The sequence below is a fragment of the Halolamina sp. C58 genome (genome assembly GCF_051195095.1).
GTDB lineage: Archaea > Halobacteriota > Halobacteria > Halobacteriales > Haloferacaceae > Halolamina.
Genome location: NZ_JBNTJY010000002.1, coordinates 50,182 through 63,677, shown reverse-complemented (window position 1 = coordinate 63,677; position 13,496 = coordinate 50,182). Strand labels below are relative to the sequence as shown.

At 69.1% G+C, this 13,496-nt stretch carries 13 protein-coding genes; 6 read left to right on the top strand and 7 right to left on the bottom strand.

Going from position 1 to position 13,496, the window contains the following annotated elements:
• The first annotated feature begins 38 nt into the window (after window positions 1–38).
• Window positions 39–977: a hypothetical protein gene (locus tag ACQUSM_RS10705; protein WP_435118443.1), complete on the top strand. Its 939-nt coding sequence runs from the start codon at window positions 39–41 to the stop codon at window positions 975–977.
• Window positions 978–1,019: 42 nt separating this feature from the next.
• Window positions 1,020–2,228: a cation:proton antiporter gene (locus ACQUSM_RS10700; protein WP_435118442.1), complete on the top strand. Its 1,209-nt coding sequence runs from the start codon at window positions 1,020–1,022 to the stop codon at window positions 2,226–2,228.
• On the opposite strand, the gene ACQUSM_RS10695 is transcribed toward ACQUSM_RS10700, so the two are convergent.
• Genes ACQUSM_RS10695 through ACQUSM_RS10685 form a run of 3 tightly spaced genes read right to left on the bottom strand, consistent with a single transcriptional unit; the run spans window position 2,219 to window position 3,829 of the window.
• Window positions 2,219–2,698, bottom strand: coding sequence for a cation:proton antiporter regulatory subunit (locus ACQUSM_RS10695; RefSeq protein WP_435118440.1), 480 nt, complete (start codon window positions 2,696–2,698; stop codon window positions 2,219–2,221). The genes ACQUSM_RS10700 and ACQUSM_RS10695 overlap by 10 nt on opposite strands.
• 49 nt (window positions 2,699–2,747) lie before the next feature.
• Window positions 2,748–3,233, bottom strand: coding sequence for a DUF5812 family protein (locus ACQUSM_RS10690; RefSeq protein WP_435118438.1), 486 nt, complete (start codon window positions 3,231–3,233; stop codon window positions 2,748–2,750).
• Window positions 3,234–3,277: 44 nt separating this feature from the next.
• Window positions 3,278–3,829, bottom strand: coding sequence for a hypothetical protein (locus ACQUSM_RS10685; RefSeq protein ID WP_435118436.1), 552 nt, complete (start codon window positions 3,827–3,829; stop codon window positions 3,278–3,280).
• A 105-nt stretch (window positions 3,830–3,934) separates the two neighbouring features.
• Between ACQUSM_RS10685 and ACQUSM_RS10680 the strand changes: the two genes are divergently transcribed.
• Window positions 3,935–5,623, top strand: a complete 1,689-nt coding sequence (locus ACQUSM_RS10680; RefSeq protein ID WP_435118434.1) for a potassium channel family protein — start codon at window positions 3,935–3,937, stop codon at window positions 5,621–5,623.
• Here the strand turns inward: ACQUSM_RS10680 and ACQUSM_RS10675 are convergent, their stop codons facing one another.
• The 4 genes from ACQUSM_RS10675 to ACQUSM_RS10660 form a co-directional block, all read right to left on the bottom strand.
• Window positions 5,624–6,967, bottom strand: a complete 1,344-nt coding sequence (locus ACQUSM_RS10675) for an FAD-dependent oxidoreductase (protein WP_435118432.1) — start codon at window positions 6,965–6,967, stop codon at window positions 5,624–5,626. It lies immediately after the preceding gene.
• Window positions 6,968–7,088: 121 nt separating this feature from the next.
• On the bottom strand, window positions 7,089–7,655 hold the full coding sequence (locus ACQUSM_RS10670; protein ID WP_435118430.1) for a hypothetical protein: 567 nt from the start codon (window positions 7,653–7,655) through the stop codon (window positions 7,089–7,091).
• Between the two features lie 43 nt (window positions 7,656–7,698).
• Window positions 7,699–8,337: a metal-dependent hydrolase gene (locus ACQUSM_RS10665; RefSeq protein ID WP_435118428.1), complete on the bottom strand. Its 639-nt coding sequence runs from the start codon at window positions 8,335–8,337 to the stop codon at window positions 7,699–7,701.
• Window positions 8,338–8,533: 196 nt separating this feature from the next.
• Window positions 8,534–9,241 carry a hypothetical protein gene (locus ACQUSM_RS10660; protein WP_435118426.1) on the bottom strand — a complete coding sequence of 236 codons (708 nt, stop codon included), beginning with the start codon at window positions 9,239–9,241 and terminating at the stop codon, window positions 8,534–8,536.
• 181 nt (window positions 9,242–9,422) lie between these two features.
• Here ACQUSM_RS10660 and ACQUSM_RS10655 point away from each other — a divergent pair, with 181 nt between their 5' ends.
• The 3 genes from ACQUSM_RS10655 to ACQUSM_RS10645 all read left to right on the top strand — a co-directional run bounded on the left by ACQUSM_RS10655 (window position 9,423) and on the right by ACQUSM_RS10645 (window position 13,474).
• Complete coding sequence (locus ACQUSM_RS10655; protein ID WP_435118424.1) at window positions 9,423–10,598, top strand: anion permease; 1,176 nt, start codon at window positions 9,423–9,425, stop codon at window positions 10,596–10,598.
• Window positions 10,599–10,986: 388 nt separating this feature from the next.
• Window positions 10,987–12,141 (top strand): acyl-CoA dehydrogenase family protein, encoded by a 1,155-nt coding sequence (locus tag ACQUSM_RS10650; protein ID WP_435118422.1) that lies wholly within the window; start codon window positions 10,987–10,989, stop codon window positions 12,139–12,141.
• A gap of 97 nt (window positions 12,142–12,238) precedes the next feature.
• The gene (locus ACQUSM_RS10645) at window positions 12,239–13,474 is read left to right on the top strand and encodes an ABC transporter substrate-binding protein (RefSeq protein ID WP_435118420.1); all 1,236 of its coding nucleotides are present in this window, start codon (window positions 12,239–12,241) and stop codon (window positions 13,472–13,474) included.
• Window positions 13,475–13,496: the final 22 nt, after the last annotated feature.

The window sequence follows — 13,496 nt, the reverse complement described above, 5'->3', positions numbered from 1 at the left end:
GGGAAGCTATTTTTACGACCCTGCCGTCGGCTCAGAGTATGGCTCCCCGCCACGCCGCCCGTGCCTCCCTCGACGCATTGCGCCAGCGTGCCGTCGTCGTCGAACTCGCAATCGTCGTCACGCTGTTGTTCGGCTTCGTCACCGGAACCGTCCTCCTCGACGCCGCGCTCGACCCGTTCTTCCTCGACAGCGCCACGTCGCTGCTGCTCGTCCGGAACGCGCTCGCCCTCGGCTGGGCGGGCGTGCTCGTCGCGTCGTGCGCGGCGTGGCGGGGCTACCCGCTCCCGACCTCGATGCCGGACCGGAACGACGGACGGCTCGTCGCCGCCGTGGTGGCCGCGACGGCGCTTCTCGCCACGCTCCCGTTCTTCTACCTCGCGGTCCGGACGGGGACGGGAGTCGATCACGTCGCGTCGACTGTCGCTGACCCGGGTCGCGTCTTCACCGTCCGCACGCTCGCCCGGATCGCGCTGTTCGTGCCCGGGATGGCGCTGCTCTACCACGGGCTGGTTCAGGGGGCGCTCCGGCACGCGCTCGGCGACGAGCGCACTCTCGCCGTCGTCGCGACCACGCTGCTTGGGGCCTATCTGGCGGCGCCGACCGTCGTCACGTACGGCAGCTTCGGGAACGGCCCGTGGCTGTCGATCTGGGGGGACCGCGCCGCGGTCGCGATCCTGTTCGTGCTCGCGCTCGGGGTCGGCGTCTACGCCGACGAACGCGACGGCTCGCCCGGCGTGCTGCCGTGGCTCCCCGTGCTCCTCGGGCTCGGACTCGTCGCAGCCGTTCTCGTGCCAGATGTCGGCTCCCCGGGCGGCGTGCTCGTGGTCGCGACCCGAACTGCGGTGATCGGCGTCGCGGCCGCGGCGTACGACGCGACCGAGTCGCTGGCCGTCCCCGCGCTCGTCTACGCGGCGTTCGCCGCCGTGAGCAGCGTGCTGTACGTCGCGACGCTCGCCGCGGCGTTCGGCGCCGGATAGCCCCACCGCAACAGTCATTCCCCCCGCGCGTCCCCTCGGGGTATGGTCGAGGCGAACCTCGTCCTCACCGCGGGGATCTTCCTGACCGCGCTGGCGCTCGGGGGGCTACTCGCGCTCCGACTGGGCCAGTCGGTGATCCCGGCGTACATCCTCGTCGGCGTCCTGCTCGGCCCGTACGCGCCGGCCGTCGGCGGCGTCTCGCTCACCGTCGTCGAGTCCACGGAGGTCGTCGGCCTGCTCGCCGATCTCGGCGTCGTGCTGCTGCTGTTTTTCGTCGGCCTCGAACTCAGCCTCGCCTCGCTGATCCGGAAGCGCTCGCAGTTCCTCCGTTCCGGCGCCGTCGACGTGGCGGTCAGCTTCCCGCTGGGGATCGTCGTCGGCCTCGCGTTCGGCTTCTCGCTCGTCGAGTCGCTGTTCGTCGGCCTGATCACGTTCAACTCCTCGACGGTGATCATCGCGAAGTCGCTGATCGATCTGGAGTGGATCGCCGACCCCGAAAGCGAGGCGATCCTCGGCGTGATCGTGATCGAGGACGTGCTCACCGCCGCGGCGTTCGCGGTGCTCTCGGCGGTGCTGCTCGGCGGCGCCGACGTGGCTTCCCTCGGCCGGACGCTCGGGCAGGCGGCGGTCGTGCTGGCCGCGCTCACGCTGCTGGCGTACTACGGCAGCGAGTGGGTCGACCGCGTGTTCGACGTGCGCTCGGGCGAGCTGTTCCTGCTCGCGGTGCTCGGCGCGACCGCGCTCGTCTCCGGCTTCGGCCTTGCTGCGGGTGTCAGCGACGCGATCGTCGCCTTCCTCGTCGGCGCGGCGTTCGGGCAGACCTCCCACGCCGCCCGGATTCAGGACCTGCTCGCGCCCAGCCGGGACCTGTTCGCGGCGGTCTTTTTCTTCGTCGTCGGGCTCGGTACCGACCCGCGGGTGGTGGGCTCGGTCGCCGGGCTCGTGCTCGCCGCGGCGGCGGTCACCGTCGCCGGCCAGATCTGCAGCGGCTACGCCGCCGGGCGGAGCTGGGGGCTCTCCGTCGAGGGGGCGTCGAAGATGGGCGCCGCCCTGGTGCCCCGGGGGGAGTTCTCGCTGGTGATCGCCGCGTTCCTCCTGACCGCCGGAACCACCCCGGCGCTGCGTGAGACGATCCCGGCGTTCACGGTGGGGTACGTCCTGCTGACGAGCGTGCTCGGAACGGTGTTGATGCGGAACGCGGGACTGATCCAGCGAGTGGCGGAACGACTCCCGGCGACGGATCAGTCCTGAACGCGCTGTTTCAGCGCGGCCTGCTCCTCGTGGGTGCCGACCGCGACGAGCAGGTCCCCGCCCGCGAGTTCGAAGTCGGGATCGGGGTTCGACACCGTTTCCTCCCCGCGCTGGACCGCGATCACCGTCGCGCCCGTCTCGTGTTCGAACTCGCCGTTCCCGAGCGTCGTGCCGTCGAACGCCGATCCCTCGGTCACTTCCACCCACTGGATGATCGCGTCCCCCAGCGGCGCCGACAGCGCGTCGACGTTCACCGACTCGAAGTAGGCGCCCTCGAGGATCGAGCCCAGCTTGTTCGCCTCCTCGCCGTTCAGGTCGAGCAGCTTCTCCCCGCTCTCGTCGCGGGCGGGGCGGCGGTACAGCTCGCACCGCCCGTCGTGGTGGACGACTACCGACACGACCCCCCCGGCGTCGAGGTCGAGGTCGAACTTCCGCCCGACCCCGGGCAGGTCGGTCTCGTAGACGGTCATACCTCCCCTGACGCGGCGAGGGGAATAACGGTGTGGGTGAGACCGACGGCTACGGCAGGTAGCGAACGCTGACGATCCCCGGCTCCGAGCGGATCTCGACCCGGTTCACGCCGAGGCGGGCTGCACGCCCGAGCGTCGCTTCGCGGTCCTCGAGCACGTCCTCGACGGCCGCCTCCGTCTCCTCCTCGGGCACGCTGATCACGTGAAGTTCGCCGATCCCGGCGCGTTCCTCCTTCGTGAGTTCGCCGACGGATTGTGCGGCGGCGATCTCCTGCTCCTGCTTCGTCGGCGGCTCGCGGCTCTCGCTGATCGACAGCGAGCGTCGCTCCTCGACCTCGACCAGTTCCGCAGTCACCTCCAGCGGCGGCTCGGGGGCGACGACCCCCTCCACGGCGTCGTCTTCCGAGAGCCCGGGGTTCGAGGAGAGCGTGTGCACCTGCCCGCGGTCCACGTCCCGCAACACTGCGCTGTCGTCGTCGGCGTGCGTGACGAGGAACGTCCCCTCGACCGCGTCGTCGATCTCGGCGTCGCTCATACGCTCACTGGGCGCCCGAGCCCCTTCCGGATTTCGCCCGCGGCTCAGCGCAGCCGCCGGTGGATCAGGAGAATCACCGCCGCCGCCGTGAGCGGGAGGATGGGCGAGGCGGCCGCCGGAAGCGCGTACAGCGCGGCGAGGACGGGCGCGAACAGACCCGAGGGTTCGGGTCGGGTGACCGTCTCGCCGTCGAGGACGAACGTCTCGGGCATCGACGCGATCAGGCCGAGGTACAGCGAGAGCAGGAACAGGTAGCCGCCGACCGCCAGCAGCGGCTCGTAGTTCGCCGGCGGGTCGTACGACTTGCTGAGCCGGCCCCCACGCCGTCGCGTGCGCGCCGCGAGCAGGACGGGCCCGACGATCGGCAGCACCGCCAGCAGCCCCAGCAGGGCGATGAACGACCGCGAGAGGGTGAAGCTCCCGCCGCGGGCGCCGGCGGTCTGCCCGAACACGACGACGATCGCGAGCACGCAGGTCAGCGCCAACAGCAGCGTCGCGAGCCCGGCGACGAGCACGTACGACCGGAACAGCAGCGAGTCGCTCCGCCGGAACGCGTAGGGGAACGCGCCGAGGATGCCGCCGTAGTCGTCTGCCATCGCCGGGGGTTGTGGCCGGCCGGAGTTAAACGCCGCGAGGCGGCTGCGGCGGATCCGGCCAGCAGCAACGCTTTTTGAGTCGGGGGACCCCCATCCGGCAACTGAATGGTCTCACTCCCGGACTCTCTCTCCGATCTCTCCCGCCGCCACCGGCTGGTCGCGTACTACATCGTGGGGCTGGTGGCGATGGTCCTGCTCCTCACGGTCGTCTACTTCTACGGGATGCGAACGCTGGAGGGCGAGGGGGCGGAGTACACGATCTTCAACGCGTTGACGACGGTCGTGGAGACGATGACGACCACGGGGTACGGCGCCGACTCGCCCTGGGACCACCCGCTGATGAACGTCTTCATGGTGCTCATCCAGCTGAGCGGCATCGCCGTCGGCTTCTTCACGCTCCGGCTGGTGGTAATCCCGCTGTTCAACGAGGCGGAGGTCGACCTCGACAGCCGGCTCTCGCCCAAGCGGGACCACGTGATCATCTGCGAGTACAGCCGGGACTCGGCGGTGCTGTTGGACGAACTCCGGGAGCTCGACATCGACTACGTGTTGCTCTCCTCGGACGAGGCGGAGGCGAAGGCGCTCGCCGACGAGGGGTACGCCGCGATCCACGGGTCGCCACAGGAGGCCGCGGCGTTCGAGCGCGCGAGTATCCACAGTGCGCGGGCGGTGATCACCGACGCCGGCGACGCCACCGTCAACACGATCCTCACGGTCCGGTCGATCCGGGAGGACATCGACGTGATCGCGCTGACCGACGACAGCGAGATGGCGGGCGTGCTGCGCTCGACCGGCGCCGACACCGTGCTCTCGCCCCAGAGCGTGCTCGGCCACCACCTCGCGGCGAAGGCGGTCGAGTCGTTCACCGCCGAGATCCGGGAGACGGTGGAGCTCGGCGGCGACATCGAGGTGGCGGAGGTGCCGGTGTCCCACGGGAGCGATCTGGTCGGGAGCCGCATCCGTGACTCGAAGATCCGCGAACGGACCGGGGTGAACATCATCGGCGCCTGGATCGACGGCGAGCTCCAGCTCCCGCCCGACCCCGACGCGGTGATCCGGGACAACACCGTCCTGCTCGTCTCGGAGCGCACCGAGGCGCTGGAGAAGCTGAGCGAGTTCACCCGTTCGCGCCGACAGTTCGGCCGCCACGACCGCATCGTCGTCGCCGGCCTCGGCGAGGTCGGGAAGGCCGCCAACGAGACGATCGAAAACGCCGGGATCGAGACCGTCACGATCGATCTCGTCGCGGACGAGACGGTCGACGTGGTCGGCGACGCCAGCGCGCGGGAGACGCTGCGCGAGGCCGGCGTCACCGACGCCGACGCGATCGTGATCGGGCTGCCCGACGACTCGGCGGCGCTGCTTTCGGCGGTGCTCGCCCAGGAGATGAATCCGGAGATCGAGGTGTTGATGCGGGTGACCGAGAGCGACGCCACCCGGAAGGCGTTGAGCGCCGGTGCCGACTACGTGCTGTCGGTGCCGCGGGTGAGCGCACGGATGGTGGCCCGGGCGCTCCGCGGCGAGGAGGTTCTGGATCCCGGCGGGCAGGTCCGGCTGATCCGCGTGCCCGCGACGCCGTTCGCCGGATCGACGATCGCCGACTCCGGGATCGCCGAGAAGACGGGCTGTCGGGTCGTCGCCGTCGAGGACGAGGACGGGGAGACGAGGGTCGTCGACCCCGAACGGACGCTCTCCGGCGGCGAGGAGCTCACGCTGGTCGGCACCGACGAGGCGGTCCAGCAGTTCCTCAAAACGTACGACGTGACGCCGGCCGGAGCCGACGAGTCCGGCTGACTACTCCGCCCGCGGGAACTCCCCGATCGTGTCCTCGCGGAACGCGTCCTCGTCGAACTCGTACTCGCCGTCGAGGAACTCGACGACCGTGTGGGTGTCCCGCATCGCGTTCTTCAGGCAGGTCGAGGCGCCCGGCGAGGGCGTGATGTTGAAGATCACGTCGTTGCCGACGATCTTGGCCTCGCCCATGTCCAGCGACTTCTTCTCGGTGTCGACGATCTGGGGGCGGACGCCGCCGTACCCCTTGGCGCGCTCGATGTCGTCGAGCTCGACGCTGGGAACCACCTTCTGGACGTGCGGGAGGAACTGGCGCGGCCCGATCTCCGGCACGTCGTAGACGAGGTTCCGGAGCACGTACGGCAGCAGGATGCGGTCGGCGAGGATGTTCGCGTAGCTCAAAAAGGAGGCGGCGTTGAGCCCGAACACGTCGAGGAAGTCGCCGACCGTGGAGAGCCGGCCGCGCTCCAGCGCCGGCACCAGCTTCGCGGTCGGGCCGAACCGGGTGATGCTGCCGTCGTGCACGTCGGCGTCGCCGTGGACCGCGGCGAAGGGGAGCTTCTTCATCTGGAGGGTGTACACTTTCCCGTTCAGCAGGTCGTCGGCGAGGAAGAAGCTGCCCGCGACGGGGAGCAGCGCCTTGTTCTGCCCGTAGCCCAGTTCCTTGGCGATCTGGAGGCTGTGGGAGCCGGCGGCGACGACGGTTGCGTCGGCCTCGAACGTGCCCGCCGCGTCCGTCTCGATCGTGTGGCTGTCGGGCTTGGGGGTGATCTCCGTGACCTTCGTGCCGGTGAACACGTCGACGCCGGCGTCGTCCGCGACGGCCTCGACGAACGACTCGGCGGTCGCGCCGTAGTCGACGACGTAGCCGTCGGGCGTCTGGAGCGCGAGCATCTCGGTGTCGGGGTCGCGTCCCTCGACGACTTTGGGTTCGAGGTCGGCGATCTCCTCGCGACCGATCGGTTCGAGCTTGGGGAACAGGTCGCCGAACCCTTCCTCCTCGTAGCGCTGTTCGAGACTGTCGACCTCCTCGCGGCCGACGCCGAGCACCATCTTGCTCCGCTTGGCGTGCATCTCGCGGTCGGGGTCGTGGTTCTCGAGGTAGCCCGCGAGCAGCTCGGCGCCCTCCTTGACCTCCTCGGCCTTCTCTAAGGTGTAGTTGGTCTCGATGTCGCCGAAGTGCAGCGTCTGGGAGTTGTTGGTGTGATGCGTGTTGATCGCGCCGATCTCCGGCTCCTTCTCGACGAGCGCGATCGAGTCGATGTCGGTGAACTTCGCGGTCGTGTACAGCAGCGACGCGCCGCTGATGCCGCCACCGACGATGACGAGGTCGTACTGTTCGGACATGTGAGCGTTACTCCCACGCTCGTGCTCCGCACTGATAATGGGTCTTCTTTCGCCGTCGTGTTCGACGATCGACGTGCCGGATATCGACAGCAATGGGCGGGGAGCCGGCGGTTCGGCCGACTCAGCCGACGACGGCCTCGGCGACCGGGAGGAACGACCGCAGGTCGAGCGTGAGGACCAGCCCCGCGCCCACTACGTCGAACACCAGATCGAGCGCGGTGTCCCGGCGGCCGTAGTGGACCAGTACCGGCTCGATGTCGTAGCGCTCGGCGACATCGCGGGCGATCAGCTCGCCGATCTCCCAGAGAACGCCCAGCGCGAACGTGCCCAGCAGCGTGCCGACGACGGCGTTCCCGGGCGCGACGACGAGCAGGGCCGCGTACAGCAGTGCGGCGACCAGCGCCGCCGAGAGCGTGTGCGTGAGGTGGTCCCACCAGCCCACCGACTCGTAGCGACCGAGCATGCCGAGCGCGTGGAGGAACCCCGCGACGGCGACCCAGAACGTGAGCGTGCGGAAGCCGGCGGCGCCGGTACCGAGCGCCCACGCCAGCGCGGGGGGGACGAGCGTGAGACAGGCCGCCCCGAGGGTGTTGACGACTGCCGCCGTGTTCCCCCGCCGGTAGCCGACCCAGAGCGCGACCAGCAACGCCCCCTCGACGGCGACGACGGCGACTGTCAGCGGCTCCATGTGTCGAGGAGGCCATACCACACGGAAGTAGCTTCTGGACGGCTCACGCTCCCCGTCCCGGATCGTCTTCGACGTACCGCGCGGGGAGCCGCGCCAACAGCGCCGGCGGGACGCGCCCGGGGAGCACCTCCGTCACGAGCACTCGCGCGAGCCGCGGGAGCACGCGCCGCGTGGCCGCGTAGGCGACGGCGACGGCCAGCGACGCGACCACGAGGCGATCGAACGGCGGCGCGACGTGGAGTCCCACCGGGATCGCGAGCCCGACCGACAGCAGCAGGTCCTCCGGTGCGCCGTCGTACCGGACCCACCGTCGCGGGGCGATCCAGCGGCCGCGGACGTGGTCGTACACCGCGCGGTCGTCGGTGGCCTCCCACGGCCGGAGCTCCAGTCCGCCGCCGAACGCGTCGAGGAGGCTGTGACTCGCGGCGGCGGCGAACAGCACGGCTGCGGCGATCATCGGCGGCGACGGGGCGCCGACCGCGCCGACCGCGGCGACGCCGCCCAGCACGCTGTACCCCACTGGGTAGTGGAGCCTGCGCCGGTGGCCGGCGTACAGATCCAGATCAGGCAGGACGCCGCCGGCGAGGCCGGCGCCCAGCGCCACGGTGGCGTGTTCGGGCGCGAGCGCGGCGACCGGCAGCGCCAGCAGCATCCCGAACAGCGCGTGGGTCGGGAGCATCATCGTGTCGTCCCCTATCGGACAGATACGTATGAACGTATCGGGGAGGCGTTACCACACGCTGTCGGGCTCGTGGCGTCGAAAAACGAATCGGGGAGCGGTTCGCCGGGTGGTCGAGGCGATCGTCTCGAAAAGAGAACACGAACTCTCTCGGGACGATGGCGACTCTGCCGCCCCGAACGGGCGCGAGAGTGACGAGCTACTTCCGGTCTTCCGGATCGGGCTCGTCCTCGCCCGGTTCGTCCTCCGTGTCGTCGGGCCGGCCGTCGTCCGTTTCCGGCTCGTCGTCGCTCTCGGGTTCGTCCTCGGCCGTCTCGTCGTCGGTTCTCGGCTTCTCGCCGTCAGCCTCGTCGGCCGCGTCCACGCCCTCGGCGACGGTCTTCTCGACGGTCTGTTCGACCTCCTCGGTGACCTTCTCCGTGACCTCCTCGGTCACTTCCTCGCTGACCTTGTCGGCCACCTCGTCGACTTCCTTGCTGACGGTCTGCTCGACCTCCTCGCTCACCGTCTCGCTGACGGTCTCGGTGACGGTCTCCTCGACCTCCTCGGACACCTTCTCGGTCACGGTGTCGCTCACCTGATCGACCTCCTTGCTGACGGTCTGTTCGACCTCCTCGCTGACGGTTTCGCTGACCGTCTCCTCGACTTCTTCGCTCACCGTCTCGCTGACGGTCTCGGTGACGGTTTCCTCGACCTCCTCGCTCACTTTCTCGGTCACTTCCTGCGTCATCCACTCGGGGTCGAACCGCGCCATCTTCCAGGCGATGTGGATGAGGTAGGAGAGCAGCGCCCCGAGCCCGAACGCGACGCCGACCTGCGTCCCGAGTTCGAGGATCAGGACGATGGCCACGAAGATCGTCAGGCCGTAAGCGATGTCGACGACGGCGTCGACGCGTGACGCCCTCATCGGGGCTCCTCCTGCGAGCGCTGTCTGTGGACGGTCATATCGAAACATCGAGTTCCAGACGGGTATACCCATCTCTCTCGGCGGGCCATCGCGGCGGCGCTCGGCCGTCCCCGCCTCGGACTGCCGACCGCCGGAACGGGCCGTTCCAACTGCTTAAGAGCACGCCGCCACTCCCTCCTGTATGGTCGAGGTTCTTCTCTTCGTGGGGATCGCCGTGGCGCTGTTCGTGGGGTTCAACATCGGCGGGTCGACCACCGGGCCGGCGTTCGGGCCGGCGGTCGGCTCTGACGCGATCTCCAAGACGGGCGCCGCGGCGCTGATGGGCGTGTTCTTCTTCGTCGGCGCGTGGACGATCGGTCGCCGCGTGGTGGACAAGCTCGGCGAGGAGCTCATCACCAGCGCCAGCGTGTTCACGATCGAGACGAGCATCGTCGTCCTCTTCTTCATCGGCGGCGCGCTGTTCGTCGGCAACTACTTCGGCGTCCCGGCGTCGACGTCGATGACCGCGGTCGGCTCGATCGCCGGCCTCGGCGTCGCGACGGGCGAGCTCGACTGGGTCGTGATGGGCGAGATCGCGGTCTGGTGGATCGTCGCGCCCATCGTCGGCTTCTGGGTGTCGGGGATGATCGGCCGCTACCTCTACCCCCGAATCAACCAGTGGGTCGCGATCAACAGCAGCGAGGGGCCGTTGATGGAGGTCGAACGCTCCGGGGTGGTCCCGCGGCCCGTTCCGGGTCCGAACACGACCCGCCGGGAGCTGTTCGGCGGCATCATCGTCATCACGATCGGCTGCCTGATGGCGTTCGCCTCGGGCACGTCGAACATCGCGAACGCGATCGCGCCGCTGGTCGGCGCGGGCGTCGACGTGAACATGATGATCCTGCTGGGCTGTGCTGCCGTCGCCGTCGGGGCGTTCACGATCGCCCGGCGGACGCTCGACACGCTCGGGAACGACATCACCGACCTGCCGCTGACGGCCGCGATCGTCGTCGCCGTCGTCTCCTCGTCGATCGTGATCGGGCTCTCGGCGATCGGGATCCCCGCCTCGTTCGTGATCATCGCGACCACCTCCATCGTCGGCCTCGGCTGGGGGCGGGCGACCCGGACGGCGACGGTCTCCGGCGGGGTTCGCGGCGAGGAGGAAGCGAAAGTCTCCGTCGGCGCGCTGGCCGCCGAGGAGCCGGGCGAGGAAGTCCCGGAGATCGGCGAGGAGGAGCCCGAGGACATCCCCGCCGCCTCGGATCTGTTCGACCCGGCGACGACGGGTCGGGTGCTGATCATGCAGAACGTCGTGCCCGTGCTCTCGACGGTGGGCGCCTACGCCGCGTTCACGATCCTGTTCCGGTTCTTCTGGTAACGGTTCCCCCGTAGACTGGCAGGAGTACTCGTCGTGCTGTTCGACGTACTCGACGATCTCGTCGCCCTCGTACAGCGTCACACCACGGTCGGTGTCGACGAGGTACGGGAGCTGGTCCTCGCTGCCGGCCGTGAGCTCGTCGTCCGTCACCTCGTTGGGCACGTCGCCGCCGGGGAGTCGGGGGTTGTGGATCACGTATCAGTCGCCGAGTTCGGAGAGCGTCTCCCGGACCTTCGCGCGGCGTGGACAGCGTTCGGACTGGGAGAGTTCGAGCAGACGGGCCGGTTAGTGGCGACCACGAAGGCGTTCAGCCGACCTCCGCGACGATCGGCGGGCTTACGCTCCCGTTCGGCGAAAAATTCTTCACCTGTTTCTCGTTGTATAGTCCATGGAGTTCGGACTGACTCAGGAGCAGGAGCAGCTACGGGACGAGGTGCGCCGGTTCGCGGAGAACGAGATCGCGCCCGTCGCCGGCGAGTACGACCGCGAGGAGAAGTACCCCGCCGAGATCGTCGAGAAGGCCGCCGAGATGGGGCTGACGGGCGCGCACTTCCCGATGGAGTACGGCGGCGTCGGCTACTCGACGCTGGAGATGGCGCTGATCACCGAGGAGCTGTTCGCGGTCGACCCCGGGATCGGGCTCTGTGTCACCAGCGCCGGTTTCGGCGCCGAAGCGATCATGGAGTACGGCACCGAGGAACAGAAGGAGGAGTACCTCCGACCGATCGCCGAGGGCGAGGCGGTGATGGGCGCGGCGATCAGCGAGCCCCACGCCGGCTCCGACGTGAGCTCGATCTCGACGAGCGCGCGGAAGGACGGCGACGAGTGGGTGCTCAACGGGTCGAAGATGTGGATCACCAACGGCTCCGTCGGCGACTACTTCGTCGTGATGTGCGAGACCGACCCCGACGTGGGCGACCGCTACACGGGGTTCTCACAGATCCTCGTCGAGCGCGACCGCGACGGGTTCGAGAGCGAGAAGATCACCGGGAAGATGGGGATTCGGGCGAGCGACACCGCGGAGCTCCGATTCGACGACGTGCGCGTGCCCGAGGAGAACCTCGTCGGCCAGCGCGGGATGGGGTTCCCCCAGCTGATGCAGTTCTTCGACGAGACGCGAACCATGGTCGCGGCGCAGGCCGTCGGCATCGCCAAGGGCGCCGCCGAGCGCGCGCTCTCCTACGCGGAGGAGCGTGAGCAGTTCGGCCGCTCCATCTCCGAGTTCCAGTCGATCCGGCACAAGCTCTCGGAGATGCACACCCGGACCGAGGCCGCCCGCCAGCTCACGTACAAGTCCGCCTGGAGCGTCGACAACGCCGAGGAGGATCTCACTATGCTGGCGTCGATGGCCAAGGAGTTCGCCTCGGATGTGGCGACCGACGTCGCCGACGAGGCGGTCCAGATCCACGGCGGCGCGGGGTTCGTCGACGACTTCGACGTGGAACGGCTCTACCGCGACTCGAAGATCACCCAGATCTACGAGGGCACGACCGAGATCCAGAAGAACATCGTCGCCCGCGAACTGCTCGACGAGGGACGCTGAGCGAGCGGGCCGGCGTCCTCTCTCGACGACTACGGGGGCGTGTTGTGCCTGACATTGACACACATTTATAAGGGTGAACATAGAAGACACGCCCGCTATGGTACGAAAAGTCACACGCCGTGACGTTTTGAAAGGTGCCGGGGCGGTCGGTGCGGCCGGCGTGACCGGCGTCGCCGGCTGCCTCGGCGGCGGCGGCGGGAGCCGGACGATACAGCAAGGGGTCCTCCTGCCGCTGACGGGCGACCTCGCGAACCTCGGCGGCCCGATCCGTGACGGGGCGATCCTCCCGGCGTCGGAGCTGGAAGGCGAGACGGAGTTCACGTTCGACATCCAGGAGGAGGACACCGAGACGAACGCACAGGCGGGCATCTCCGGCGCGGAGACGCTGGTCAACAACGGCTATCCGGCGATCACCGGGCCGGCGTCCTCGGGGGTGAACATGCAGGTGACCCAGCAGGTGCTCATCCCCAACCAGACGGTCGGCTGCTCGCCGTCGTCGACCTCCCCCGCGGTGACCGACCTCGACGACGACGACTTCATCTTCCGGACGGCCCCGTCCGACGCGTTGCAGGGGCAGGTCATCGCGCAGGTCGCCGCCGAGGAGCTCGGCAACAGCACGGCCGCGACGATGTACGTCAACAACGACTACGGGCAGGCGCTCTCGGAGTCGTTCACCAGCACGTTCGAGGAGGAACACGGCGGGAGCGTCTCCAGTCAGGTCTCCTTCGAGCAGGAGCAGAACTCCTACAGCTCACAGCTCGAGTCCGCACTCGAGGGCGAGCCCGACACGCTGGTCGTGATCGGCTACCCGGCCTCGGGGATCCAGCTGTTCCGTGACTACTACAGCAACTACGACACCGGTGAGGACATCGTCGTCACCGACGGGCTGCTCGACGATCAGCTCCCCGACGAGGTCGACAACGACATGGGCAACGTCACCGGAACGGGGCCGAAGGCGTCCGGCCCCGGGCGGGACGCGTTCGACGAGCTGTACATGGAAGAGTACGACCGCGAACCCGGCGTGTTCAACGCTCACGCCTACGACGCGACGGCGGTCAGCTTCCTCGCGAACGTGTACGCCGGAGAGAACGACGGCCCGGCCGTCCGTGACAACATGCGCCGTGCGGCCAACCCCGAGGGCGAGGAGTTCGCCCCGGGCGAGCTCGTCGAGGCCGTCGAGGCCGCCGCCGCGGGCGACGACGTCAACTATCAGGGCGCGTCGTCGGCGGTCAACTTCGACGACAACGGCGACATGACCGCGGTCTCCTACGGCATCTACGAGGTCGAGGATCGGGACTTCACCGAGGTCGACTCGATCGCCTTCGGCGGGTAGCCGACCCCGACTCCGCGTTTTC